Raw genomic sequence first — 25436 nt, 5'->3', positions numbered from 1 at the left:
GTCCGCGTCAGGCGCGCTGGCAGACCATCAGTGCGTTGCCGTCCGGGTCCTCGAACTGGACGAAGACGACGCTCCCGATGTCCTCGACGTCCGAGGTGACGGGGACCCCGAGGCTGCGCAGGTGCGCGACCGTCGCGGTCATGTCGTCGGTCCAGAGGAAGAAGCGCGGCGGGCCTGACGCGTCGAACGACGGACGGTTGGCATCGAGCGCCAGCCGGGTCTCGCCGTCGGTGGGCACGTCGTAGATGGTTCCCTCGTGGGACGCCGCGCCGGGCTCGAAGCCCAGCAGGGCGGCATACCACCGGATGGCGGCCGCCATGTCACGCACGGGGACGAAGACCTGGCCGACACGGCTCTGGATCGGGCTGCTCACCGCGGCAGGCTATGGCAACGCGGACGCCGACGCGAACGGCGTTGCGCGGCAACGCCCGTCGCGGTCAGAACCCGAGGCGCTGGAGCTGCTTGGGGTCGCGCTGCCAGTCCTTGGCCACCTTGACGTGCAGGTCGAGATAGATCTTCTGACCGAGCAGGGCCTCGATGCCCTTGCGCGCGTTGGTCCCGACCTCGCGCAGCCGCGAGCCGCCGCGACCGATGACGATCGCCTTCTGGCTGGGCCGCTCGACGAAGACGTTGACGCGGACGTCGAGCAGCGGCTTGTCCTCGGGCCGTCCCTCGCGCAGCACCATCTCCTCGACGACGACGGCCAGCGAGTGGGGCAGCTCGTCGCGGACGCCCTCGAGGGCGGCCTCGCGGACGAGCTCGGCGATCATGATCATCTCCGGCTCGTCGGTGAGCACCCCGTCGGGGTAGAGCTGCGGCGATCTGGGCAGGTAGGAGGCGAGGACGTCGCGGACCTCCTCGACCTGGCTGCCCGACACGGCGGAGCACGGGATGATCGCGTCCCACTCCCCCAGCTGGTCGATGGCCATGAGGTGCTCGGCGAGGCGCTCGCGGTCGACGGCGTCCGCCTTGGTCGCGATGGCGACGACCGGGCGGCGGCGCACCGACCGCAGCTCGGTGAGCTCGTTGGCGATGAAGGTGTCGCCCGGGCCGATGCGCTGGTCGGCCGGCAGGCAGAACCCGATGACGTCGACCTCGAGGAGCGTCTCGCGCACGAGGTCGTTGAGGCGCTGGCCGAGGAGGGTCCGCGGCTTGTGCAGCCCGGGGGTGTCGACGAGGATCACCTGGGCCGTGGGCGTCGTCGCGACCCCGCGGATGGTGTGCCGTGTCGTCTGGGGCTTGGAGCTCGTGATCGCGACCTTCTGGCCGACGAGCGCGTTGGTCAACGTGGACTTGCCGGCGTTGGGCCGGCCCACGAGGCAGGCGAACCCGGCCCGGTAGTCCTCTGACCGCCCACCGGTCGCCATGCCTTCGCGCCGTGTCCCCGGCGTCGGGTCAGCGTCCTGAGTGCCCATGGGCGTCCTCCGTCTCGATGTGCGCGGTGTCGTCCTCCGGCACCGCGGCGCGGTGCACGATGACCGACGCGACGCGGTGGCGGCGTCCGGCCATGCGCTCGGCCGTCAGCTCCAGACCAGCGACCGTACCGGACGACCCGACGATGGGCACGCGCCCGATGACCTTCGTCAGCAGGCCGCCGACCGTGTCGACGTCCTCCTCGTCGATGGTGACGTCGAAGAGCTCGGCGAGGTCGTCGATGTCCATCGACGCCGGGACCCGCAGGGTGCCGTCCTCGAGCTGCTCCGTGCCGGGCGCCTCCCGGTCGTGCTCGTCGGCGATCTCGCCGACGATCTCCTCGATGATGTCCTCGATGGTGATGAGCCCGGCCGTGCCGCCGTACTCGTCGACGACGATGGCGAAGTGGTTCTGGTCGCGCTGCATCTCGCGCAGCAGGTCGTCGACCGGCTTGCTCTCGGGCACGAAGTGCATCGGGCGCATGACCTCGGTGGCGAGGTGCCGGCCGTCCTCCGGGGCGGCGTTGAGCCGGCGCGCGACGTCCTTGAAGTAGAGCAGGCCGCGCACGTCGTCGCTGTCCTCGCCGACGACGGGGATGCGGGAGAAGCCGGAGCGCAGGAAGAGCGACATGGCGCTGCGCAGCGTCTTGTCGGCGTCGAGCACGACCATGTCGGTGCGCGGCACCATGACCGCCCTGGCGAGGGTGTCGCCGAGCTCGAAGACCGAGTGGATCATCTCGCGCTCGTCGGCCTCGATGACGTCGGAGTCGCCGGCCATGTCGACGAGGTCGCGCAGCTCGGACTCGGTCTGGAACGGCCCGTCGGTGTAGCCCTTGCCCGGGGTGACGGCGTTGCCGAGCACGACGAGCAGCTTGGCCACGGGGCCGAGCACGCGGCGCAGCCCGACGGCGAAGGGCGCGCTCCACAGGGCGACGGTGTCGTAGTTCTGGCGCCCGAGGGTGCGCGGCGAGACCCCGACGACGACGAACGACACGACCGCCATGATCGTGATGCTGATGAGGGCCCGGCTCCACGTCGACTCGACCTGACCGGCGACGAAGAGGGTGACGAGGACCGCGGCGGTGGCCTCGGCGACGACGCGCAGGAACGCGATGACCGACAGGTAGGCCGGCGAGTCGCCGACCACCGTCATGAGCGACTTCGCGCCGGAGCGGCCCTCCTCGAAGAGCTCCTGCGCGCGCACGCGCGACATGCGGAAGATCGCGGCCTCGGCGGCCGAGAGCAGGAACGCCACGACGATGCTGACGAGGGCCGGGACGGCGAACTGCGGGAACATCTCGGTCTCTCGTCCGCGCTCAGGCGCTCGGTCGGTTGCGCGTGGCGAGGAAGGTGAGCAGCAGCTGGCGTTGCAGCTCGAACATCTCGCGTTCCTCGTCCGGCTCGGCGTGGTCGTAGCCGAGCAGGTGCAGGATGCCGTGCGTCGTGAGCAGCAGCATCTCCTCGATCGGGGCGTGCCCGGCCTCGACCGCCTGCCGGGCCGCGACCGACGGGCACAGCACGATGTCGCCGAGGGTCCCCTCCTCGGGCTCCTGCCCCTCGCGACCGGGCCGCAGCTCGTCCATGGGGAAGCTCATGACGTCGGTCGGTCCGGGAAGGTCCATCCACTGCACGTGGAGGACCTCCATGGCGGCCTCGTCGACGAGCTTGATGCAGAGGTCCGCCTGCGGGTGCACCCGCATCTGCTCCATGACGTAGGTCGCGCAGGCCAGCAGCTCGAGCTCGTCGACGTCGGCGTCGGTCTCGTTGAGCACGTCGATGCTCATGCCGGGTCCTCCTGGGCGAGCTCGTCGGCACCCGAGGACGTGTGCCGTGCGCCCGGGGCGGTCGAACGGCCGCCGGTCGCTCCCGCCGGGGCGACGCCGCCGGCCCGACGGGCGCGCTTGGCGGCCCGGTGGTCGTCGCGCTCGTAGGCGTCGACGATGGCGCTGACGAGCCGGTGACGGACGACGTCGTGCGAGGTCAGCTCCGCGAAGTGGATGTCCTCGACGTCGCCGAGGATGTCGCGCACGATCTTGAGCCCGGACCGCGTGCCGCCGGGGAGGTCGACCTGGGTGATGTCGCCCGTGACGACCATCTTGGAGCCGAAGCCGAGGCGGGTGAGGAACATCTTCATCTGCTCGCTCGAGGTGTTCTGGGCCTCGTCGAGGATGATGAAGGCGTCGTTGAGCGAGCGCCCGCGCATGTAGGCCAGCGGGGCGACCTCGATGGTGCCGGACGCCATGAGCTTGGGGATGGTCTCGGGCGAGACCATGTCGTGCAACGCGTCGTAGAGCGGCCGGAGGTAGGGGTCGATCTTGTCGTTGAGCGTGCCGGGCAGGAAGCCCAGGCGCTCGCCGGCCTCGACGGCCGGACGCGTCAGGATGATGCGGTTGACCTGCTTGGCCTGCAGCGCCGCGACGGCCTTGGCCATGGCGAGGTAGGTCTTGCCGGTGCCGGCCGGCCCGATGCCGAAGACGATGGTGTGCTGGTCGATGGCGTCGACGTAGCGCTTCTGGTTCAGCGTCTTGGGCCGGATCGTGCGGCCACGGCTGCTCACGATGTTCATCGTCAGCACATCGGCAGGGCGCTCGATGGTCTGGCTGCGCAGCATCGAGATCGAGCGCTCGACGGCGTCGCGGTTGAGCGGCTGACCCGTCTCGACGATGACGAGCAGCTCGTCGAGCAGCGCGTCGATGATCTCCAGCTCGCCCGCCGGGCCGGCGAAGGTCATCTCGTTGCCACGCACGTGCGTGTCGACGAGCGGGAACTGGCGCTCCATGGTGCGCAGCAGCTCGTCGCGCGGACCGAGGAGGGTGACCATCTCGATCGGCGGCGGGATCTGCCGGGTCAGCACCGGGGCGTCGCCGCCGGTCTCGGAGCCTGGAGCGGACGAGACGCCGTCAGGCCGGTCGGTCTCGGATGGTCGAGGTTGCGCATCATTCATCGTGGTCACGAGTCTACGTGGCGCGGCCCGAGCTCCTCACCACGAATTCGGCGAGGTCCTGGCTCTGCCGGAGGCGCGACGGCTCGTGGACGTACATCATGTGGCCCGCCTCGTAGTAGGCGTGCTCGATGTTCGCGAGCCGGTCGGCGGGCAGCTGAAGGTGGGCCACGACGTCCTCGGCGGCGAAGTGGGGCGTCGCGCCGTCGTAGTAGCCGTAGGCGATGTGCACCTTGAGGTGCGGGTTCTGGCGCATGGCCCGCTCGAGCTTCGGCGACACGTCGATGGGTCGTCCCTCGAAGTCCTTGAACGACCAGGGGTGCACGAGGCGCGAGATCTGCTCGTAGTGCAGGTCGCTGCCGTAGCCGAGCTCGTCGCGGACGTAGTGGTTCCAGGCCGCCGCGTAGGGGCCGGTGATGGCGTCGTGGGACGGGTCGGCGTCCATGTTCTCGGCGATGGCTGCGGCGGCCGGACCGGTGAAGCGCGCGTCGAGCCGCCCCACCGACAGGCGCTCGTCGCGCAGCAGCTCGGTGAAGTAGCGCCAGTGCTCGATGCGCAGGTCGGCGCGGTCGACGTAGTCCTCCGTCAGGCCGGAGAGCCGAGCGAGCGTCGACACCGCCTCGGCGCGTTCGGCCGTCGTCAGGCGGTTGCCCCGCGAGAGCACCCACGGGTAGTCGCGGGTGGCATACGCCTCCGCCTCGTCGAGGACCGAGCGCAGCGAGCGCCGGCCGTGCTTGCCGTGGAAGTGGGCCACGGCGGCATACGTCGGCAGGTAGAGCGCGTGGGCGCGGTCGTTGCGCTGGTTCTCGAAGTCGACCGAGCTGAGGTCGAGGACGCTGCTGATGAGGATGAGCCCGTTGAGGTACATGCCGAAGCGGGACTGCAGGTGCTCGGCGAGCGCCGCCCCGCGCAGGGTGCCGTAGGACTCGCCCGCGACGAACTTCGGCGACATCCAGCGCCCGTTGCGCGAGGTCCACAGGCGGATGAGCTCCGCGACGGACTCGATGTCCTTCTGGTAGCCGTGGTACTCCCCCGGCTTGCCACCCTCCACGGCCCGGGAGTAGCCCGTCGACATGGGGTCGACGAAGACGAGGTCGCTGACCGCGAGGAGCGACTCGGGGTTGTCGACGAGGTCGTACGGCGGCGCCTCGAGGGCTCCGACGTCGCCGCTCACGACGCGGCGCGGGCCGAGCAGGCCGAGGTGCAGCCAGACGCTGGAGCTGCCGGGGCCGCCGTTGAAGGCGAAGGTGACCGGCCGGGTGCGTGCGTCGGCGTCGTCGAGGACGTAGCTCGTCATCGACAGCTCGGCGCGCGCCTTGTGCCCGCCGAAGGTGCCGTCCTTGTGCTCCTCCTCGCGGAGCACGACGCGTCCCGTCGTCGCCGTGTAGCGCAGCCGCCGGCGGCCGACCTTGAGCGTGTGGTGCGTGGTGACGAGGTCGTCGGCGGGTTCCGCCGGCGTGGCGACCACCCCGTCGCTCGTGGTCGTGACGTCGCCGGGCTCCGTGGCCGAGGCGGGCTTGTCGGTGGCAGCGCTGTCGTCGCTCACACCATCCTCCCCTCGGTGAAGGCGGCTCCGGCGAGGAGGTGCACGTGCGCGTGGAAGATCGTCTGCCCGGCCTTGCTCCCGGTGTTGACGATCATCCGGTGAGCGTCGGCGACGCCCTCCTGCTCGGCCACCTGCGACGCGAGACGGAACACGTCGGTCAGGTCGTCGCCCGAGGACGCGGCCAGCGCACCCACGGTCGACTCGTGCCGCCTGGGCACGACGAGCACGTGGATGGGCGCCGCGGGGCTGATGTCGCGGAACGCGACCGACCGCTCGGTCTCGGCGACCCGGTCGGACGGGATCTCACCGGCGACGATCTTGCAGAAGAGGCAGTCACTGGGGGTCTGCGAGGTCATGAGTGCACCCTAGGCACGTCGACGGCGGCGCGCACCCGTGCGCCGCGGCGCGCCGGGAGCCGCCCGGCCCGCAACACACCGAGCAGCCGGCAACCATGACGGTTGCAGCCGTCGGCACCTGGCAGGTGCCCGGTGGGTTGCGGGACGGTGAGGGCGTATGCCGTCAGGTCCAGCGGGTGCGCGCGCTCAGCACCGCGAGGGCTGCGGGACCGGCGGACGAGGCCCGCAGGATGGTCGACCCGAGGCGTACCGGGCGGGCTCCGGCACCGGTGAGCGCCTCGAGCTCGCGGCGCGTGATCCCGCCCTCGGGGCCGACGACGACGAGCACGTCGCCCCACTCCGGCAGCTGGACCGAGGCCAGCGGCTCGGTCGCGTCCTCGTGGAGCACGAGCGTCAGGGAGGCGTCCTCGACCCGCTCGGCCAGGGTGGCCAGCCCGACCGCGGGGGACGTCACCGGCATACGGGCCCGGCGGGACTGCTTGGTCGCCCGGGCCACGACCGCGGCCCACTTCGCCAGCGACTTCGCAGCGCGGTCGCCGCGCCACACGACGACCGACCGCTCGGCCTGCCACGGCACGACCTCGTCGACCCCGAGCTCGGTGGCGGCCTCGACCGCCTGCTCGTCGCGGTCGCCCTTGGCGAGGGCCTGGACGAGCACGAACCGCGGAGCGGGCTCGGGCTCCACGGTCACGTCGAGCACCTGACCCCGCACCCAAGCCCGGTCGACGTCGGTCGCCTCGAGCAGGACGCGCCGGCCGGCGCCGTCGCTGACGAAGTAGTGCTCGCCCGTGCGCAGGCGCACGACAGTCGCGGCGTGGCGCCCCTCGTCACCGTCGAGCAGCAACGACGACCCCACGGCGGCCCCGGCGACGACCGACGGGTCGCCGAGGAAGAGCTGGTGCGTCACCGGTCGCTCACGTGCGGGTCACTTCTCCTTGAAGGCGTCGCGCAGCTTGCCGAAGAGGCCCTTGTTGGCCGGCTGGAGCCGGCCCTCGGGGCGCTCCTCACCGCGCAGGGCGGCGAACTGCCGCAGCAGCTCCTGCTGCTCCTCGGTCAGGCGCGTCGGGGTCTGGACCGTGGCGTGCACGAGGAGGTCGCCCCTGCCGCCGTGGCGCAGGTGGGTCACGCCGAGACCGCGCAGGGTCAGCACGTCGCCGCTCTGCGTGCCGGCCTTGATCTCGAGGTCCTGCATGCCGTCGAAGGTCGACAGCTTGAAGCTCGTGCCGAGCGCCGCCGCAGCCATGGGCAGCTCGACGCTGCAGTGCAGGTCGTCACCCCGGCGCGTGTAGGTCTCGTGGTTGACGACACGGATCTCGACGTAGAGGTCCGCCTTGGGGCCGTTGCCGGGGCCGACCTCCCCCTCGCCGGTCAGCTGGATGCGCGTGCCCGTGTCGACACCGGCAGGCACCTTGAGCTTGATCGAGCGGCGCGTGCGCACGCGACCGTCGCCCGAGCAGTCGTGGCACGGGTCGGTCAGCGTCGAGCCGAAGCCCTGGCAGTTGACGCAGGGGCGGGAGGTCATGACCTGCCCGAGGAAGCTGCGCTGGATCTGCTGGACCTCGCCGGCGCCCTTGCAGATGGGACAGGTCTGCCGGCCGGTGCCCGGCTCGGCCCCGTCGCCGTCGCAGCGCGTGCAGCCGACCGCGGTGTCGAGCGTCAGCTCCTCCTCGGAGCCGAACACCGCCTTGGAGAGGTCGATGTCGAGGCGCACGAGGGCGTCCTGCCCACGCTGGACGCGCGAGCGGGGGCCGCGCGTGCCCGCCTGGGCTCCGGCACCGAAGAAGGCGTCCATGACGTCGCTGAACGAGAAGCCCTGACCGGCACCGAAGCCGGCGCCTCCGCCCGACGCGAACGGGTCGGACCCCATGTCGAAGGACTGGCGCTTCTGCGGGTCGGAGAGCACGTCGTACGCCTGCGAGACGCGCTTGAACTCCTCCTCGGCGTCAGCACCGGGGTTGACGTCCGGGTGCAGCTTGCGGGCCAGTCGACGGTAGGCCTTCTTGATCTCCTCCTGGCTCGCGTCGCGCGAGACACCGAGGACGGCGTAGTAGTCGTTCAACCTGGGATTCCTTTTGGTACGTGGTGCTTTCGGTTCCGGCGCGGCGCTGCACCGGCGGACTGGCCGAGGTCGTGCTGGTTCAGGTGGCCTGGTTCTCGTCGAGGATCTCGGTGACGTAGCGCGCGACCGCCCGCACGGACGCCATCGTCGTGGGGTAGTCCATGCGGGTCGGACCGAGCACCCCGAGGCTCGCCACGCGCTCCGAGCCGGAGCCGTAGCCCATCGACACGAGCGAGGTGGTCTGCAGCCCGGTCACGGGGTTCTCGGAGCCGATGCGCACCGAGACGAGCTCGGGGTCGTCCCCGAGCTGCCCGAGCAGGCGCAGCAGGGTGACGTGCTCCTCGAGGGCCTCGAGGATCGGGCCGATCGACCGCGGGAAGTCCGCGCCCGCCCGGGCGAGGTTGGCCTGCCCGGCGAGGACGACGCGCTCCTCGCGCTCCTCGACGAGGGCGTCCCCGAGGGCCGAGACGACCGCCTCGAGCGCGGCACGGTCGGCGTCGTCCGCCTCGTCGACGAGCCGGCGCAGGCGGGTGGCGGCGACGGTGAACGGCACTCCCGCAGCGACCTCGTTGATGCCGGACCGGATCGAGGCGACGAGCGCCTCGCCGGTCGGATCGGTCAGTACGCGGCCGGTGTCGACGACGCGCTGCTCGACTCGGCCCGTGTTGACGATGAGGACGATCATCAGGTGCGAGGACCCCATCGGGACGAGCTCGATGTGGCGCACGGTCGAACGGGTCAGCGACGGGTACTGCACGACCGCCACCTGGCGCGTCAGGCTCGCGAGCAGGCGCACCGTGCGGTCGACGACGTCATCGAGGTCGACGGCGCCCTGCAGGAACTGCCCGATGGCCCGTCGCTCCCCCTGCCCGAGGGGCTTGACGGCACTGAGCCGGTCGACGAACACGCGGTAGCCGGCGTCGGTGGGCACCCTCCCGGCCGACGTGTGCGGCGCGTGGATGAGTCCCTCCTCCTCGAGCAGGGCCATGTCGTTGCGTACCGTGGCCGCACTCACCCCGAGGTGGTGCCGCTCGACGAGCGCCTTGCTCCCCACGGGCTCGGAGGTCTGGACGTAGTCCTGCACGATGGCGCGCAGCACCATCAGCCTGCGGTCCTCGCTCATCGTCCCTCCTTCACGGGTCCTGAATGGGTCTGGCACTCTCGATCGACGAGTGCCAAGTCTACGTCGTGGCCCGCCGATCTCCGATCTCACCCAACCGTATGCCGCCCGCCACCCCTCCCGACGACGCCGCGCACCCGCGTGGCGTCCGCGCGACCGCCGGGGACGCGGCATACCCTCGCTTGTCGTGTCTCCCATCGATCGCTACGGATCCGACGTGCTCAGCGGCGACTGGCGTGCCCCGCGGCGCGGCCGGTCCACCCCGACCCCAGCCGAGCCCGACCTCGTCGTCGAGGAGGTCGAGACGGGCTGGGTCGGCGCCGTCGTGCGCGTCGAGAAGGCGGGCGGGATGCACGTGGTGCACCTCGAGGACCGCCGCGGGCGCACCAAGGCCTTCCCCCTGGGGCCCGGTTTCCTCGTCGACGGGGCGCCGGTCACCCTGACGGCACCCAGGGCCGCCGCGGGCGCCGCCCTCGCCGAGGCTCGCCGCGCGGCCTCGCGTACGGCGAGCGGCTCGGTCGCCGTGGAGGGCGCCCGCGCCCGCGTGGCCAGCGGCTCGCGGATCTACGTCGAGGGCCGGCACGACGCCGAGCTCGTCGAGAAGGTCTGGGGAGACGACCTGCGGGTCGAGGGCGTCGTCGTCGAGCTCATGGACGGCGTCGACGACCTCGCCGGCATCATCGCCGAGTTCCAGCCCGGGCCTGGACGTCGCCTCGGCGTCCTCGTCGACCATCTCGTGCCCGGCACCAAGGAGGCCCGCATCGTCGCCCAGGCGCAGGCCCTGCCCGGACTGGCCCAGCACGTGCGGATCCTCGGACACCCCTATGTCGACGTGTGGCAGTCGGTGCGCCCCGAGCGGCTCGGCTGGACGCAGTGGCCGGTCATCCCCCGCGGCACGTCGTGGAAGCACGGCATCTGCGCGGAGCTCGGCTGGGCACACTCGAGCCAGGCCGACATCGCCCAGGCGTGGAAGCGCATCCTCGGGACGGTGCGCTCGTACGCGGACCTCGAGCCCACGCTGCTCGCGAGCGTCGAGGAGCTCATCGACTTCGTGACCGAGCCCGGGTCGGCGTAGGAGGCAGGCGCCGTCGTCGGGGCTACGAGCGCAGGTAGCCCTGGACGTCGGCGACCACCTGCGTCGACTGGTAGACGTAGATGTCGACGTAGCCGTCGCTGCTCGGCGTCACGACGGCCGTGTTGGCGACCGTCTGCCCGGCGACGTAGTTGAGGTTCGAGGTCGTCGGGCGCGTGCTGCCGGACGGGTAGACGATGAGGTGACCCGGCTGCTGGGGACCCGTGACGACGACGGTCAGCACCACGGCCTTGACGCCGGTGGACGGGACCCCACCGCGCCCGGTCACCTTGAGGCGCACGACACCACCGGCGGCGACCGGCCCGCTGGCCGCCACGCCCGTGCCGTCGCGGGTGTCGAGCAGGCGGGCCGGCGTCAGGCCCACGTAGTCGGCACCCGACCGGTACCACCCGACGACGTCGGCGACGACGTCGGTCGCGGCGGACGTGCGGATGCTGACGCGTCCGTTGCTCCCGACCTTGGCGACGACGAGCCCCGAGATCGACGAGCCGGCGGAGAAGTTCAGCGAGGACGAGTTCGGCTCCGCGGCTCCCGTCGGCCAGACGGCGAGGTTGCCGTCGCGGCTCGGCAGCGCGGCCGTGACGTTGAGCAGCACCGAGTCGACCCCGGACGCCGGCACGACCGCGCTGCCCGTCACGGTGAGGTCGATCCGCCCACCCGGTTGGAGGCGCCCCGCCGGCGCGCCCTGCCCGTAGCGGGTGTCGAGGACACGGGTCGGGGTGGTCGTCGTCAGGTTGCCGAACGAGGGGTACCACCCCACGACGTCGACGAGGACGTCGGTCGTCTGGCTCACCTTGAGGCGGAAGCGGCCGTCGGACCCGACACCGACGACCGTCTGGTTGGCCACGGTGGCCCCCGCGTCGAAGTTGACCGTCGACGAGGCCGCCGGGGAGGAGCCGGACGGGTAGGTCAGCAGGTAGCCCGCGGCCTGGGGGCGGACCGCCGTGACGTTGAGGACGACCGCGCCGATGGCCGTCCTCGGCAGGCCGGCCTTGCCGCTGACGAGGATGCTGGTGTCGCTGCCGGCCGAGAGCGGGCCCGTCGCCCCGAGCGACGAGCGCGTGTCGACGATCCGGGTCGGTGCCACCGGGCGGTAGGTCGGGTAGGCGGCCGGGGCCGCGACCTTGGGCCCCATGTCCTTGAGGTGGATGAAACCCGCCGGCCAGAGGCCGCCGGACCGGGTGACCGAACGCCACCGGAAGTCGCCGCCCCAGTTGTCCTCGGAGACGAGGATCTGGTCGGCCGAGACGACCTTCTCGACGTAGGCGATGTGGCCGGTGCCCGAGAAGGACTGCCCCCACCAGGCGACGGAACCCACGGCAGGGGCGTCGTCGGTCTGGGACGCGAACGCCGTGCCCCAGTTGTAGGCGTTGCCGGACAGCTGGACCGGTCGCTTGTTGGGCAGCCCGTTGGTCACGAGGCGGTAGGCGACGTAGTTGGTGCAGTTGTGCCCGGTCGACTGGCTCCAGTAGCTGGTGCTGCTGTGGTCCTTGTAGCCGGCGTTGGAGTAGCCGGCGGTGGCACAGGCGTCGTAGCCGGTGCACACGACGTTCCACTCGTAGGCGCGGGCCGGCCCGGCCAGGCCTACGGTGGCGACGAGCACGGCGAGCGCGCTGAGGAGCACCGTGAGGGGTCGACGGCGGTGACCTCGCGCGACGGACGGCGGGAGAAGGGTCGAGGCCCGACCGGACTGGTCGAGGGTGGCCTGAGGCATGTGGGTCTCCCGTGGTCGCCTGGGGGTGCACCCGCAATCTAGGACAATCCCGCCACCCCGTCACTCCAATCCCAGAAATCACAGGCGACACGAGCGTGAGAAACGTGCCATTCCGTCATTGATGTGCTAATGACACCACTGTCATTCGGTCTCCGAGCGCCCGGCGCCCCGACGCCGGCCCGGCACGGCGAACCTGCCGATCACCTGCTCCTTGGCGGCCGAGAACGGCGGCCGCACCCAGACGGTCGTGTCGGGACGGGTGGGCAGGGCGAAGACGGACTTCGCGTGCGAGAAGAGCTCGACGGACCGCTCCCCGTGGTAGGCGCCCATGCCGCTGGCGCCCACCCCGCCGAAGGGCAGGTCCGGCACGGCGAGGTGCGCCAGGGGGACGTTGACGGCCAGTGCTCCCGAGGACGTGTCACGCATGAACCGGCGCTGCACGGCCTCGGAGCCCGTGAACACGTAGAGCGCGAGCGGCTTGTCACGCGCCGTGATGAAGTCGATGGCCGAGTCGATCCCGTCGACGGCCACGAGCGGCAGGACCGGGCCGAAGATCTCCTCGCCCATGACGGCGTCGACCGGGCCACCCTCTCCGGCGACCGGGGCGACCTCGACGATCGTCGGCTCGAGGTAGCGGGTCGCGGCGTCGGAGCGGCCGCCGGTCACGACCCGCGTCGGGTCGATGAGGGCGGTCAGCCGGTCGAGGTGACGCGAGCTCACGATGCGTCCGTAGGCGGAGGACGTCGACGGGTCGGGGCCGAAGGAGTCCGCGATCGCGGCGACGAGGAGCGGCTTGAGTGCCTCGAGCGTCGGCCGGCTGGCGATGACGTAGTCCGGTGCCACGCACGTCTGCCCGGCGTTGGTGAACTTGCCCCACACGAGACGCTGCGCCGTGACCTCGAGGTCGGCGTCGTCGGCGACGTACGCGGGCGACTTGCCCCCGAGCTCCAGCGTGACCGGCGTCAGGTGCCGGGCCGCGGCCTCGAGCACGATCCTGCCGACCGCCCCGTTGCCGGTGTAGAAGATGTGGTCGAACCGTTGCGCCAGGAGCTCGGTCGTCTCCGGGACGCCGCCCTCGACGACGTGCACCGCGGAGCGGTCGAGGTGGCGGGACAGCAGGCGCGCCATGACGCCGGACGTGACCGGCGCGACCTCGCTGGGCTTGAGGACGACCGCGTTCCCCGCCGCGAGCGCACCGACGAGCGGGGCCAGGCACAGCTGCACCGGGTAGTTCCACGGCGCGATGACGAGGACGACGCCGAGCGGCTCGCGCACGACCTTGGCGCGCCCGGGGGCGAGCGAGAGCGGCACGCGAACGCGGCGCGGCGAGGTCCACGAGCGAAGGTGGCGCAGCGTGTGGTCGATCTCGCGCACGACGAACCCCGTCTCGGTCACCCACGCCTCCGTGGCGCTCTTGCCGAGGTCGGCGTGCAGGGCGTCGGCCAGCTCCTGCTCGTGGTCCACGAGCAGGGCCCGCAGCGCTCGCAGCTGGGTCTCCCGCCAGTGCCGCGGCTTGGTCACCCCGGCGTCGAAGGCGCGACGCGCGGCGGCCACGACCTCCGCGGGCCCTCCCCCGCCGGCAGCACTCGTCGGGCTCGTCGTCGACACGGTCTCGCTCATGGCGGCCTTCCTCGTCGGTGGCTCCTCAGGCGGCGAGGAGCCGGTGGACCACGGTGTCCGCGAGCAGCCGTCCGCGACGGGTCAGCACGAGCCGGGAGTCCCGCAGGGCTGCCGGCCCGTCCACGAGTCCGTCGGCGATGAGGCCGGCCACGGCGGTGCGTCCCGATCCTCGCAGATCCGAGACGGGCAGTCCCTGCACGAGGCGTGTGCCGAGCAGCACACGTTCGTCGTAGCGCTGGTCGTCCGTCAGGGTCTCCCGGGCCTGGGCCGGCGACAGGCCCGCGCCCAGCCGGGCGGCATACGCACTGGGGTGCTTGACGTTCCACCAGCGCACGCCGCCGACGTGGCTGTGGGCCCCCGGCCCGACCCCCCACCAGTTCGTGCCGGACCAGTAGGCGACGTTGTGGCGACAGCGGTGCTGCTCGGACCGGGCCCAGTTGCTCACCTCGTACCACCCGAAGCCGGCCGCGGCGAGCAGCGCGTCCGCGAGCTCGTACTTGTCGGCCTCGTCGTCGTCCTCGGGCGCGGGCACGAGACCACGGCGCACCTGCGCGGCGAGTTTCGTGCCGTCCTCGACGACGAGGGCGTAGGCGGAGATGTGGTCGGGCTCGAGGGCGATGGCCGCCTCGAGGCTGCGGCGCCAGTCCTCGAGCGACTCCCCCGGCGTGCCGTAGATGAGGTCGACGCTCACCTGCATGCCGGCCGCGCGCGTGGCGGCGACGGCCCGGGCGACGTTGTCGGGGTCGTGCGTGCGCTCGAGCGTGTGGAGCACGTGCGGCACGGCCGACTGCATGCCCACCGAGACGCGGGTGAAGCCGCCGTCGGCGAGCTCCTGCAGGGACTGCGGTGTCACGGAGTCCGGGTTGGCCTCCGTCGTGACCTCCGCGCCGGGCGCCAGACCGAAACGCCGTCGTATGCCGTCGAGCACCGTCACGAGGTCGCCCGACCTCAGCATGGTGGGCGTGCCGCCACCGACGAACACCGTTGACACGGCAGGCGCTTCGCTGCCGAGGACCGACTGCGCGATGTCGAGCTCACGCACGGCGACGTCGGCGTACGTGTCGATGCCGATGCTGGCACCGGGGCCACCGAGCTCGGTCAGGGTGTAGGTGTTGAAGTCGCAGTAGCCGCAGCGCACCGTGCAGAACGGGACGTGGACGTAGATGCCGAGGTCGGTACGCGCAAGGTCCGAGAGGGCTGCGGTTGGCAGCTCTCCCGTGACGGGCGCGGGGTCGCCGTCGGGAAGGGCGGAGGGCGGCATACCTCCAGTGTCCCAGCCCACGGGCGGGGTCCCGTCCACGCCTCCGCGCTGCCTCGCTCAGCCGGAGTGGGTGGTGATCCCGTAGCGGGCCCGCGAACGCAGGGCCCAGCGTGCCGCGGGGACCGAGACGAGCGCGATGACGACCATGAAGGCGGCCAGGACGAGCCACCCGGTCTCGCCGAGGTCGACGCAGAAGTACGTGACGAGGGGCGGCGCCACGACGGCGAGGACGCTGAAGCCCAAGCCCGCGAAGCCCTGGTACTGCCCCTGCCGCTCGTGGGGTGCCAGCCCCATCTGCAGGCCCCACTGCCCACCCGAGCCGATCATCTCGCCGACGACGTGGACGAGCGACCCGACGACGAGCGCGACGATCGCGACCCACCGGGTGCCACGGTCGGCGAGGGCGACGACGGCGAAGCCCCCGGCGATCCACCAGGCTCCGCGCACGAGGGCTCGTGCCCCCGCCTCGACGGAGTCGGCCCGTCGGGACAGCCGCACCTGGAAGAGCGCGACGGCCGTGGTGTTGATGACGAGCAGGACCGCCACCATGACGGTGGGCGCGGCCGTGCGGGCCGAGACGTAGAGCGCGAGGCCCAGCTCCATGACGAAGAAGTGGAGCGAGAAGAGCCCGGTGATGACGGTGATGACGACGTAGGGCCAGTCACGCAGGACGGCGAGCCGCGGCTCCCCGGCCTGCCGGGTGTGCGGGGCGATGTCGGGCAGCCGGGTCGTGTTCCAGGCGGCGAAGCCCGTGAAGAGGGCGTTGAGGACGAAGACGGAGACGTAGGCCCATCGCTCGTCGATGACGAGGGCCGCGCCACCGAAGACCGAGCCGAGGCCGAGGGCGGTGTTCGTGACGGCCCGCAGGTAGGCCTTGAAGAGCACTCCGCGCCCGCCGGTGGCCAGCTGGGCGATGACCCCCTGGTTGACCGCACCCGCCCCGCGTTCGAAGAACGCGAGCACCCCGAGGAGCAGGGCGAGCGCCCAGGGAGATGTCGCGAGCACGGGCGGTGCGCTGAAGAGCGCCGACCCCGCCATGAACGCCGTGAGGACCCGTCGCGGGCCGCGCGTGTCACCGAGGTGACCGGCCGGCACCTGCACGACGATCCCCACGACCGCCGACACGGACATGGCGACGGCCACCTCCGTGGCGCTGAAGCCCACCTGACGGGTGAAGTAGAGCGCACTCGTCGTCAGGACGGCCCCCGCGCCGAACCGGTTGGCGAACGACCCGACCGCGAGGATGCGCAGGTCGCGGTCGACCGGGAGTCCGCGCCGGGTCAGCGGCGCGGTGGCCGGTGGGGCCTGCGGTGGGGTCTGGCTCGGCGTCACGACTCTCTCCTCCAGCGTCTCTCGACGTCAAGATATCCGGCGGTAGCCACACCGGCGCAACGGGACAACGCCGTTCGCCTAGGCTGACGTCGTGTACCAGCCCCAGTGGATCGAGCTCGACGGCGTCGTCAACATGCGTGACCTCGGAGGCCTGGTGACCTCGTCCGGGGACACCGTGCAGCCGCGACGGCTGCTCCGGTCGGACAACCTGCAGGACCTCTCCCCCGAGGCCGTCGAGTCGCTCGTGACGGACTACGGGGTCACCGACGTCGTCGACCTGCGCACCCACGTCGAGCTCGCCAAGGAGGGCGACGGGCCGCTCCGGGCCGTCGCCGGGGTCACCCACCACCACCACACGCTCTACCGCGAGGACACCGACGAGTCGGGAATCCCGGCGGCCGAGCGCGCCCTGCCGTGGGAGACCGACGAGCGGCGCGGGCTCGGCAAGGCCCGGCGCGACCCCGACCAGGACCGAGCCCACGACCGATTCTGGTCCGAGCACTACCTCTCCTACCTGGCGAGCCGGCCCGACTCGGTCGTGGCCGCCCTCGACGCCATCGCGTCGAGCGAGGGCGCCGCCATCGTGCACTGCGCCGCCGGCAAGGACCGCACCGGCACGGTCGTGGGCCTCGCGCTCAAGGTGGTCGACGTGCCCGACGAGCTCGTCATCGCCGACTTCGCGGCCTCGGCCCAGCGGGTGGCCGCGATCATGGACCGGCTGCGCGCCCGACCGGCCTACGCCCGCAACCTCGAGGACAAGACGGTCGCCCAGCAGTCACCGACGACCGACACGATGCGTCTGCTCCTCGGGGCGCTCGAGGAACGCCACGGCGGGGTGCACGGCTGGCTCGCCACGCAGGGCTGGACCGCCGCGGACACCGACCGGATGCGACACAAGCTCCTCGCCGGCTGACCGACTCCGGGTCCCGGGGTCCGGCCCGCCCCGCCCGCGATCGCGAGGGGGGCATGACCGGGCCACCGGCGGCTACTTCTTGGACTTGCCCGAGTCGCCGTCGCTCGAGAGGGCAGCGACGAAGGCCTCCTGCGGCACCTCGACCCGACCGACCATCTTCATGCGCTTCTTGCCCTCCTTCTGCTTCTCGAGGAGCTTGCGCTTGCGGCTGATGTCGCCGCCGTAGCACTTGGCGAGCACGTCCTTGCGGATGGCGCGGATGTTCTCGCGGGCGATGATGCGCGACCCGATGGCGGCCTGGATCGGGACCTCGAACTGCTGGCGCGGGATGAGGTCCTTGAGCTTGCTCGCCATCATGACACCGTAGGCGTAGGCCTTGTCCTTGTGGACGATGGCCGAGAACGCGTCGACCGTCTCGCCCTGGAGCAGGATCTCGACCTTGACGAGGTCGGCGACCTGCTCGCCGTCGGGCTCGTAGTCGAGCGAGGCGTAGCCGCGGGTGCGCGACTTGAGCTGGTCGAAGAAGTCGAAGACGATCTCGGCGAGCGGCAGCGTGTAGCGCATCTCGACGCGGTCCTCGGAGAGGTAGTCCATGCCGCGCAGGTTGCCGCGCTTCTGCTGGCACAGCTCCATGATCGCGCCGACGAACTCCGACGGCGCGAGGATCGTGGCGCGCACGACCGGCTCGCTCACCTCGCGGATCTTGCCGTCGGGGTACTCGCTCGGGTTGGTGACGTGCACGGTCTTGCCGTCGTCCATCGTGACGTCGTAGACGACGTTGGGCTGCGTCGAGATGAGGTCGAGGTCGAACTCGCGCTCGAGCCGCTCGCGGACGATCTCGAGGTGCAGCAGCCCGAGGAAGCCGACGCGGAAGCCGAAGCCGAGCGCGGCGGAGGTCTCCGGCTCGTACACGAGCGCGGCGTCGTTGAGCTTGAGCTTGTCGAGGGCGTCGCGGAGGTCGGGGTAGTCGGACCCGTCGATGGGATAGAGGCCCGAGAAGACCATGGGCTTCGGGTCGCGGTAGCCGCCGAGGTCCTGCGTGGCGGGCTTGCTCGCGTTGGTGACCGTGTCACCGACGCGCGACTGGCGCACGTCCTTGACGCCGGTGATGAGGTAGCCGACCTCGCCGACGCCCAGACCCTTGCCGGGGACCGGCTCGGGACTGATGACGCCGATCTCCAGCAGCTCGTGCGTCGCCCGGGTCGACATCATGACGATCTTCTCGCGGGGGCTGAGGTTGCCGTCGACGACGCGGACGTAGGTCACGACGCCGCGGTACGTGTCGTAGACCGAGTCGAAGATCATGGCGCGCGCCGGCGCGTCGGGGTCGCCCACGGGAGCCGGCAGGGTGCCGACGATCTTGTCGAGCAGCGGCTCGACGCCCGCACCGGTCTTGCCCGAGACCTTGAGGCAGTCCTCGGGCTCGCAGCCGATGAGCTTGGCGAGCTCCTCGGCGTACTTCTCCGGCTGGGCGGCCGGCAGGTCGATCTTGTTGAGGACCGGGATGATCGTGAGGTCGTTCTCCATCGCGAGGTAGAGGTTCGCGAGGGTCTGGGCCTCGATGCCCTGGGCGGCGTCGACGAGCAGCACGGCGCCCTCGCAGGCGGCGAGCGAGCGGGAGACCTCGTAGGTGAAGTCGACGTGCCCCGGGGTGTCGATCATGTTGAGCGCGTACGTCGTGCCGTCGAGCTCCCACGGCATGCGCACGGCCTGGCTCTTGATGGTGATGCCGCGCTCGCGCTCGATGTCCATGCGGTCGAGGTACTGGGCGCGCATGGCGCGCGCGTCGACGACGCCGGTGAGCTGCAGCATGCGGTCGGCCAGCGTGGACTTGCCGTGGTCGATGTGCGCGATGATGCAGAAGTTGCGGATCAGGTCCGGCGGCGTTGCGTTGGGTGCCAACGCGGAGCGGGCCATGGGCGACACGTGGGACGAACCTCGCAGAGTCAGGTGACGGGGATGGAGTTGGTCGGTGGGCGGCCGGCGCTCCGAGTCGATCCGAGCCGAGCCGGGTGGTCCGGTTCGTCCGGGTGCTCGAGGGCACCGCCGCAACCTCACCAGTCTCCCATGCTTTGCGGGCTCGGCGCTCACGCTCCCTCCCCCGCCCACCGACCGATCCCGTCCGCTCCCGTCCGCTGCAGCGGTTCGGCGCCCGCCAGACCGCTGGCTCACCGGGGTCCGCGCGGTGGTCGCTCGAGTCAGACCGGCGTGCCCGCTCCGACGGACGAGGCACGCGAGGCCGGACGGTCCGCACGTGGAGCAGCCCCGCCCGAGCGCCGTTCGAGCAGGGCCGACAGTGCAGCGACCCCGACACCGAGCACCGCGAGCCCGGCACCGACGAGGCTCGGCGCGCCGTAGCCCCAGCCCGCGGCGAGGACGACCGAGCCGAGCCACGCACCGAGCGCGTTCGCGGTGTTGAGCGTCGAGTGGTTGAGGGCGGCCGCGAGGGACTGGCCCTCGTGCGCGACGTCCATGAGCCGCGTCTGCAGCAGGGGCACGACGATCGAGGGGAGCAGCCCGAGGACGAAGACCATGAGGACGGCGAGCCACAGGATCTGGGCGGCCCAGCCGAAGAGCGCGAGGAGCACGGCGATGGCGGCGAGCGCCCCGATGATCCCCTTGAGCACGCCGACGCGGTTGGCGACGCGCCCGCTCAGCACCATGCCGCCGACCATTCCGAGGCCGTAGGCCGCGAGCACCCACGGGATGTAGCGCTCGTCGAGCCCGGCGAGCTCGGTCATCGTCGGGGTGATGAACGAGTACATCGCGAACATGCCGCCGAAGCCGACGACGCCGATGAGGAGCGCGAGCCAGACCTGGGGACGTCGCAGGGCCTGCATCTCGGCCTGCATCGACTCCTCCCCGCTCGGGGGCTGGTGGGGCAGGAAGACGGCGACGGCCGCGACCGTGAGGGCCGCGATGACGCCGACGAGGACGTAGGGCAGGTGCCACGAGAACCGCTGGCCCAGCAGGGTCGCGAGGGGGACGCCGACGACGTTGGCGACCCCGAGACCCCCGAGGATGGCCGCCACGGCGGCAGTGCGCCGCTCGTGCGACACGAGGGACGCCGCGACGACCGAGCCGATGCCGAAGAAGGCACCGTGCGGCATACCCGCGAGGAAGCGGGCGGCCATGACGGTCGGGTAGGTGTTCGCGGCGAGGACGGCGAGGTGCGCGACGGCGAAGAACGCCATGAGCCCCATGAGCAGGCCCTTGCGGGGAGCCTTGGCGAAGGCGATCGCGATGAGCGGGGCGCCGACGACGACCCCGAGCGCGTAGGCCGAGACGTAGTGACCGGCGGTCGCGATGTCGACCCCGGTGCCCTCGGCGATCTGGGGCAGCAGGCCCATCGTCACGAACTCCGTCGTGCCGATGGCGAAGCCGCCGACCGCGATGGCGAGGATGGCGAGGGTCGTGCGACGTCTGGCAGGGGTCAAGAGGTCTCTCCGGGTTCGGTCGTTCGGTCGGCGTCCCAGCGGTGGCGGCACCGTGCGGTGGGGATGGTGCGGATCACCGTCGACCCGGTCTCGGGCACCAACGGTAACGGCCGCGCGGCTACGGTGATTCCCATGCCCAGCACCTTCGAGCGTCTCCTCGACCGACTGCGTGGTGTCGTGCGCGGCTCCGTCTCCCGGACCGGCCCGCGAACCCCGGCAGGCCCCGACCGCACCCGTCCGGCCCAGCCGACACCCGGCGGCGGCGCGCCCTACCCCGGTGACGCGACGCGCCTGCCCGACACGACGTACGCGCCGCGGCCCGACGGGCGTCCCGACCCGGGCGAGATCGTGTGGACGTGGGTGCCCTACGAGGAGGACCACAGCCAGGGCAAGGACCGCCCCGTCCTCGTCGTCGGGCGCGAGGGCGGCTGGCTCGTCGGCCTGCCGCTGACGAGCAAGGACCACGACCGGGACGAGCAGCAGGAGCGGCGCTCGGGCCGGGAGTGGGTCGACATCGGCTCCGGCGCCTGGGACGGCCGTGGCCGCCCGAGCGAGGTGCGGGTCAACCGGCTCGTGCGGATCGACCCGGACGGCGTGCGCCGCGAGGGCGCGGTGCTCCCCCGCGACCGGTACGACATGGTCGTCGCGGCAGCCCGCGCCCTGCACCGGAACTGAGACCTCCGGCCTGGAGCCGGACGCAGATCGGGCCCGTCACCACGAGGTGACGGGCCCGCTCACGCGAAGGGGTGGTGCGTCAGAGAGACGCGACCTTCTTGGCCATCGCCGACTTCTTGTTGGCGGCCTGGTTCTGGTGGATGACACCCTTGCTGACAGCCTTGTCGAGCTTCTTCGAGGCGGTCTTGAGGGCGTCGGCAGCCGCGTCCTTGTCGCCGGAGGCGGTCGCCTCGCGGACCTTGCGGATCCACGTGCGGAGCTCGCTCTTGACGGCCTTGTTGCGCTCGGTGCGCGTCGCGTTCGTCTTGATGCGCTTGAGCTGCGACTTGATGTTTGCCACGTTGATGGTTTCTTTCGTTCGGTCGGATGGTTGCGGTTAGAGGGCCGCAAAGCCGCTCGGGACCGGGAGTGGGGACACCCTGCGTGAGCAGCTCTGGATGGAGCATGCATGCGCGCACGACCTGAGCGCGCACGCAAGGGTCAAAGTTACCAGCGGCCGGTCCGCACGACCAAACCGGGAGACGGCCGTCCGGGTGCGGCCCGTCCAGGCCGCTGGGTGACGCCGGGTCAGCGTGCCGCGCGCGCCCGGGAGATCGTGAGGATCGCCCGCTCCACGGCATACACGGGGTCGCGTCCGCCGCCCTTGACCTCGAAGTCGGCGGCGGCGACGGCCTGGACGGCGACGGCGAGCCCGTCGGCGCTCCAGTGGCCGACCGACCGACGCGCCTTGTCGATCTGCCACGGCGCCATGCCCAGGCTCTTGGCGAGGTGCGCCGAGCTGCCCCGGCCGGCCGCGCCGACCTTGATGAGCTGGCGCAGCTGCGAGGCGATGACGGCGACGATCGGCACGGGGTCGACCCCGGTGGCGATCGCGTGCCGGAGCAGGCGCAGGGCCTCGCCCGACTGACCGGCCACGGCTGCGTCGGCGACCCGGAAGCCCGTGGCCTCGACCTTGCCGCCGTGGTAGGTGTCGACGACGGCGTCGTCGACGGTGCCCTCGGTGTCGGAGACGAGCTGGGAGCAGGCGGCCGCGAGCTCGCGCACGTCCTTGCCGACGGCCTCGATGAGCGCGCGGACGCCCTCGCTCGTGATCTTGCGCCGGGCGGCCGCGAACTCCTTCATGACGAAGTCGGTCTTGTCGCGGTCGGTCTTGACGGCCGGGCACTCGATGACGCGGGCCCCGGCCTTCTTCATCGTGTCGATGACCTTCTTGCCCTTCATGCCCCCACCGTGCGCGACGACGAGGCCGACGTCGGGGTCCGGGACCGCCAGGAGCGAGAGCAGGTCGAGCTGGAGCTCGTCGGGCGATTCGTGCAGGTCACGCACGACGATCGTCTTGGCCCCGCCGAAGAGGGAGGGGCTCGCGTGCATCTGCAGCGCCCCGGACTCGTAGGTCGCCGGGTCGATGCGGATGACCTCGACGTCGGCCCGCCTGCCGGGCTCGAGCACCGACGCGACGGCCCGCTCGACGAGGACACCCTCCGGACCGGTGACGAGCACGAAGGGTGGGACGGCCGGGTCGGTCATGGCGACAACTCTGCCACGCGGGTGCGACACCCCGTGCGCGCCGGGCGGGCGTATGCCGTGTGGCGGGTCAGTCGAACAGCGCGCCCGACGCGATGGCGAGGCCGAGCTGCTCGACGCGAGCGGCGATGGTCTCCTCGGGCAGCTCGAAGTGGTCGACGAGCTCGTCGAGCTGCATGCCGGCCTCGGCCGCGTCGCGCAGCTCCTCGTCCTGCTCGTCGGTCCAGGCGTGGCCCGAGGTCACGGCGCTCCGCGACGACACCGGAGCCGGCGGCGGCACGGCTACGGGCCGCGGGTGCTCCGTGCCGTCGGCGTCGGCCCGGGCCCCGGTGAGCGAGCGCAGCGCGGGCTCCTCGACGGCCACGGGCGGCGGCGCCATGGCGTCGAGGCGGGCGAGCGCTGCGAGCACCATCTTCTGGTCGGTCGTCGGGTAGAAGGGGGGCAGCGAGCGCTGGAGGAAGCCGGCATACCTCGCCGTCATCATCCGCGAGTCGAGGAAGGCCACGACGCCGCGGTCGTCGGCCCGGCGCACGAGCCGACCGGCTCCCTGCGCGAGCCGGAGGGCGGCGTGCGTGGCCGAGACGGCCATGAAGCCGTTGCCGCCCATCCGGGCGATGGCCTGCGACCGTGCCGACGCCAGCGGGTCGTCGGGGCGGGGGAACGGGATCCGGTCGATGATGACGAGCTGGCACGACGAGCCGGGCACGTCGACGCCCTGCCACAGCGTCAGCGTGCCGAAGAGGCAGGTGCGCGGGTCGCGGGCGAACTGCCGCACGAGCGTCGTGATCTGGTCCTCGCCCTGGCACAGGACGGGGATCTCGTCGCCGAACCGGGCGCGCATGATCTCGGCTGCCGTCTGCGCCGCGCGCATCGACGAGAAGAGGCCGAGGGTGCGACCGCCGGCGGCGCGCACGAGCTGCTCGATCTCGTCGAGGGTGTCGTCGCCGGCGCCGTCACGCCCCGGGGGCGCCAGGTGGGCGGCGACGTAGGCGATGGCCTGCTTGGGGTAGTCGAACGGGCTGCCGACGTCGAGGCCCTGCCACTTCGGGGCGCCCTCGCCGCGCAGTCCGATGGTGCCCGCCACGGCGTCGAAGGTGCCGCCGAGCTCGAGGGTGGCGGACGTCAGCACGACGGTGCGCTCGCCGAACACCTTGTCGCGCACGAGCATCGCGACGCTCATCGGTGCGACGCGCAGCACCGGGCCGCGACGCTGGTCGCGGCTGAGCCACACGACGTCGAGCTCGCGCTCCTCGAGGATGCGCTCGGCGTTCTCGTGGATCTCGTCCACGGCGGCGCGGGCCACCTGGCGGGCGCCGTCCGCCTCCTGGCCGGGCGGCGGCTTGAGGTCGCTCTGGACGGTGCGGGCCGTGTCGCGGACGCGGGCGAGGGCGAGGCCGACGGAGTCGGGGATGCCGAGCATCCGCCCCTCCTCGAGCGGCTCGAGCGCCTGGGCCAGCATCTCCCCCGCCTCGTCCATGGCGGCGGTGTGGTCCGACATCCGACCGGCCTTCTTGGCGGCGGTCATGACCATGGTGCCGGTCAGCTCGTCGGTGATCGTCGCGGTGACGCGGTCGACGAGCTCGTGGGCCTCGTCGACGACGAGGACGTCGTGCTCGGGAAGCATCTGGCGGCCCTCGAACGAGTCGATGGCCATGAACGAGTGGTTGGTGACGATGACGTCGACGTCCTTGGCCGCCTCGCGGGCACGCTCGACGAAGCACTCGGCGACGAGCGGGCACTTGCCGCCCATGCACTCGTGCGCCGACACCGACACCTGCCGCCAGGCCCGCTCCGAGACACCGGGGACCAGCTCGTCGCGGTCGCCCGAGTCGGTGGTGGACGCCCACTCGCGCAGCCGGACGACCTCCTGGCCGAGCCGGCCAACGGCGGCGTCGACCTGCCCGACCGACAGCAGGCCGTCCTCGTCGTCGGGGAAGCCGCCCTCGAGCTTGTTGAGGCAGACGTAGTTGCGGCGCCCCTTGACGAGGGCGTAGGTCGGTCGGCGGCCGAGCACGGGTGCGAGCGCGTCCGCGACGCGGGGCATGTCGCGGTCGACGATCTGCGCCTGCAGCGCCAGGGTCGCCGTCGCGACGACCGCCGGCTTGCCGGCCTCGAAGGCGTGCGCGACCGCGGGCACGAGGTAGGCGAGCGACTTGCCGGTGCCCGTGCCGGCCTGCACGAGCAGGTGCTCGCCGTCGTCGATGGCGTGCGCGACGGCCTTGGCCATCTCGACCTGGCCCGGGCGCTCGGCGCCACCGACTCCCGACACCGCGGCGTGGAGGAGGTCGTCGAGCGCGGGTCGCTGAGGCATTGGGCCAGCGTATGCCGCCGCGACCGGGTGGTGACCCCACGGCCCCCCACCCTGTGAACCCGCGAGCTGCCGTCGACGTGGTGGGACCGAACTCACGAGGGGGCCGCCCGCGATTCCGCTGT

The 25436-nt window shown here is 71.9% G+C and carries 22 protein-coding genes; 3 read left to right on the top strand and 19 right to left on the bottom strand.

Annotated elements, in window-relative coordinates:
* Positions 1 to 7: 7 nt before the first annotated feature.
* The 10 genes from TAE01_RS13070 to hrcA all read right to left on the bottom strand — a co-directional run bounded on the left by TAE01_RS13070 (position 8) and on the right by hrcA (position 9437).
* Entirely contained in the window at positions 8 to 373 is a 366-nt protein-coding gene (locus TAE01_RS13070; protein ID WP_147067118.1) for a VOC family protein, read from the bottom strand.
* A gap of 64 nt (positions 374 to 437) precedes the next feature.
* Positions 438 to 1367, bottom strand: a complete 930-nt coding sequence (era, locus tag TAE01_RS13065) for a GTPase Era (RefSeq protein WP_147067162.1) — start codon at positions 1365 to 1367, stop codon at positions 438 to 440.
* Positions 1368 to 1395: 28 nt separating this feature from the next.
* Positions 1396 to 2709 (bottom strand): hemolysin family protein, encoded by a 1314-nt coding sequence (locus TAE01_RS13060; protein WP_147067116.1) that lies wholly within the window; start codon positions 2707 to 2709, stop codon positions 1396 to 1398.
* Between the two features lie 19 nt (positions 2710 to 2728).
* Positions 2729 to 3196, bottom strand: a complete 468-nt coding sequence (gene ybeY / locus TAE01_RS13055) for an rRNA maturation RNase YbeY (protein ID WP_147067115.1) — start codon at positions 3194 to 3196, stop codon at positions 2729 to 2731.
* Positions 3193 to 4356, bottom strand: a complete 1164-nt coding sequence (locus tag TAE01_RS13050) for a PhoH family protein (protein ID WP_222594127.1) — start codon at positions 4354 to 4356, stop codon at positions 3193 to 3195. Before TAE01_RS13050 ends, ybeY begins: the two co-directional genes overlap by 4 nt.
* Before the next feature lie 13 nt (positions 4357 to 4369).
* Positions 4370 to 5899, bottom strand: coding sequence for a S10 family peptidase (locus tag TAE01_RS13045; RefSeq protein WP_186815193.1), 1530 nt, complete (start codon positions 5897 to 5899; stop codon positions 4370 to 4372).
* Positions 5896 to 6255: a histidine triad nucleotide-binding protein gene (locus tag TAE01_RS13040; RefSeq protein ID WP_147067113.1), complete on the bottom strand. Its 360-nt coding sequence runs from the start codon at positions 6253 to 6255 to the stop codon at positions 5896 to 5898. Before TAE01_RS13040 ends, TAE01_RS13045 begins: the two co-directional genes overlap by 4 nt.
* A 163-nt stretch (positions 6256 to 6418) precedes the next feature.
* Entirely contained in the window at positions 6419 to 7162 is a 744-nt protein-coding gene (locus TAE01_RS13035) for a 16S rRNA (uracil(1498)-N(3))-methyltransferase (RefSeq protein WP_147067111.1), read from the bottom strand.
* Positions 7163 to 7180: 18 nt separating this feature from the next.
* On the bottom strand, positions 7181 to 8314 hold the full coding sequence (gene dnaJ, locus TAE01_RS13030) for a molecular chaperone DnaJ (protein ID WP_147067109.1): 1134 nt from the start codon (positions 8312 to 8314) through the stop codon (positions 7181 to 7183).
* A gap of 79 nt (positions 8315 to 8393) precedes the next feature.
* Complete coding sequence (gene hrcA / locus TAE01_RS13025) at positions 8394 to 9437, bottom strand: heat-inducible transcriptional repressor HrcA (protein ID WP_147067107.1); 1044 nt, start codon at positions 9435 to 9437, stop codon at positions 8394 to 8396.
* A gap of 184 nt (positions 9438 to 9621) precedes the next feature.
* Between hrcA and TAE01_RS13020 the strand changes: the two genes are divergently transcribed.
* The gene (locus TAE01_RS13020) at positions 9622 to 10509 is read left to right on the top strand and encodes a DUF3097 domain-containing protein (protein ID WP_186815192.1); all 888 of its coding nucleotides are present in this window, start codon (positions 9622 to 9624) and stop codon (positions 10507 to 10509) included.
* A gap of 22 nt (positions 10510 to 10531) precedes the next feature.
* On the opposite strand, the gene TAE01_RS13015 is transcribed toward TAE01_RS13020, so the two are convergent.
* The 4 genes from TAE01_RS13015 to TAE01_RS13000 all read right to left on the bottom strand — a co-directional run bounded on the left by TAE01_RS13015 (position 10532) and on the right by TAE01_RS13000 (position 16454).
* Positions 10532 to 12241: a CHAP domain-containing protein gene (locus tag TAE01_RS13015; protein ID WP_147067105.1), complete on the bottom strand. Its 1710-nt coding sequence runs from the start codon at positions 12239 to 12241 to the stop codon at positions 10532 to 10534.
* Between the two features lie 141 nt (positions 12242 to 12382).
* Positions 12383 to 13861: an aldehyde dehydrogenase family protein gene (locus tag TAE01_RS13010; RefSeq protein ID WP_147067103.1), complete on the bottom strand. Its 1479-nt coding sequence runs from the start codon at positions 13859 to 13861 to the stop codon at positions 12383 to 12385.
* Positions 13862 to 13886: 25 nt separating this feature from the next.
* The gene (gene hemW / locus TAE01_RS13005; RefSeq protein ID WP_147067101.1) at positions 13887 to 15122 is read right to left on the bottom strand and encodes a radical SAM family heme chaperone HemW; all 1236 of its coding nucleotides are present in this window, start codon (positions 15120 to 15122) and stop codon (positions 13887 to 13889) included.
* Between the two features lie 57 nt (positions 15123 to 15179).
* The gene (locus TAE01_RS13000; RefSeq protein ID WP_186815191.1) at positions 15180 to 16454 is read right to left on the bottom strand and encodes an MFS transporter; all 1275 of its coding nucleotides are present in this window, start codon (positions 16452 to 16454) and stop codon (positions 15180 to 15182) included.
* Between the two features lie 91 nt (positions 16455 to 16545).
* Here TAE01_RS13000 and TAE01_RS12995 point away from each other — a divergent pair, with 91 nt between their 5' ends.
* Complete coding sequence (locus TAE01_RS12995; protein ID WP_147067097.1) at positions 16546 to 17367, top strand: tyrosine-protein phosphatase; 822 nt, start codon at positions 16546 to 16548, stop codon at positions 17365 to 17367.
* 72 nt (positions 17368 to 17439) lie between these two features.
* On the opposite strand, the gene lepA is transcribed toward TAE01_RS12995, so the two are convergent.
* Together lepA and TAE01_RS12985 are read right to left on the bottom strand one after the other, a co-directional pair.
* Positions 17440 to 19284, bottom strand: coding sequence for a translation elongation factor 4 (gene lepA, locus TAE01_RS12990; RefSeq protein ID WP_147067095.1), 1845 nt, complete (start codon positions 19282 to 19284; stop codon positions 17440 to 17442).
* 281 nt (positions 19285 to 19565) lie between these two features.
* Positions 19566 to 20804, bottom strand: a complete 1239-nt coding sequence (locus tag TAE01_RS12985; protein ID WP_222594126.1) for an MFS transporter — start codon at positions 20802 to 20804, stop codon at positions 19566 to 19568.
* 132 nt (positions 20805 to 20936) lie between these two features.
* Between TAE01_RS12985 and TAE01_RS12980 the strand changes: the two genes are divergently transcribed.
* A complete protein-coding gene (locus TAE01_RS12980) occupies positions 20937 to 21479 on the top strand; it encodes a type II toxin-antitoxin system PemK/MazF family toxin (RefSeq protein WP_186815190.1) in 543 nt (180 codons plus the stop codon).
* Between the two features lie 79 nt (positions 21480 to 21558).
* Here the strand turns inward: TAE01_RS12980 and rpsT are convergent, their stop codons facing one another.
* The 3 genes from rpsT to TAE01_RS12965 form a co-directional block, all read right to left on the bottom strand.
* A complete protein-coding gene (gene rpsT, locus TAE01_RS12975; protein ID WP_142177499.1) occupies positions 21559 to 21819 on the bottom strand; it encodes a 30S ribosomal protein S20 in 261 nt (86 codons plus the stop codon).
* Positions 21820 to 22046: 227 nt separating this feature from the next.
* Complete coding sequence (gene holA / locus TAE01_RS12970) at positions 22047 to 23006, bottom strand: DNA polymerase III subunit delta (RefSeq protein ID WP_147067091.1); 960 nt, start codon at positions 23004 to 23006, stop codon at positions 22047 to 22049.
* 67 nt (positions 23007 to 23073) lie between these two features.
* Positions 23074 to 25314 carry an ATP-dependent DNA helicase gene (locus TAE01_RS12965; protein ID WP_147067089.1) on the bottom strand — a complete coding sequence of 747 codons (2241 nt, stop codon included), beginning with the start codon at positions 25312 to 25314 and terminating at the stop codon, positions 23074 to 23076.
* Positions 25315 to 25436: the final 122 nt, after the last annotated feature.

Origin of the sequence: Terrabacter aerolatus (genome assembly GCF_007991735.1) — a bacterium.
GTDB classification, from domain to species: domain Bacteria; phylum Actinomycetota; class Actinomycetes; order Actinomycetales; family Dermatophilaceae; genus Terrabacter; species Terrabacter aerolatus.
The sequence above is the reverse complement of the archived record's forward strand: the minus strand, read 5'-3'. Positions and strand labels throughout refer to the sequence as shown.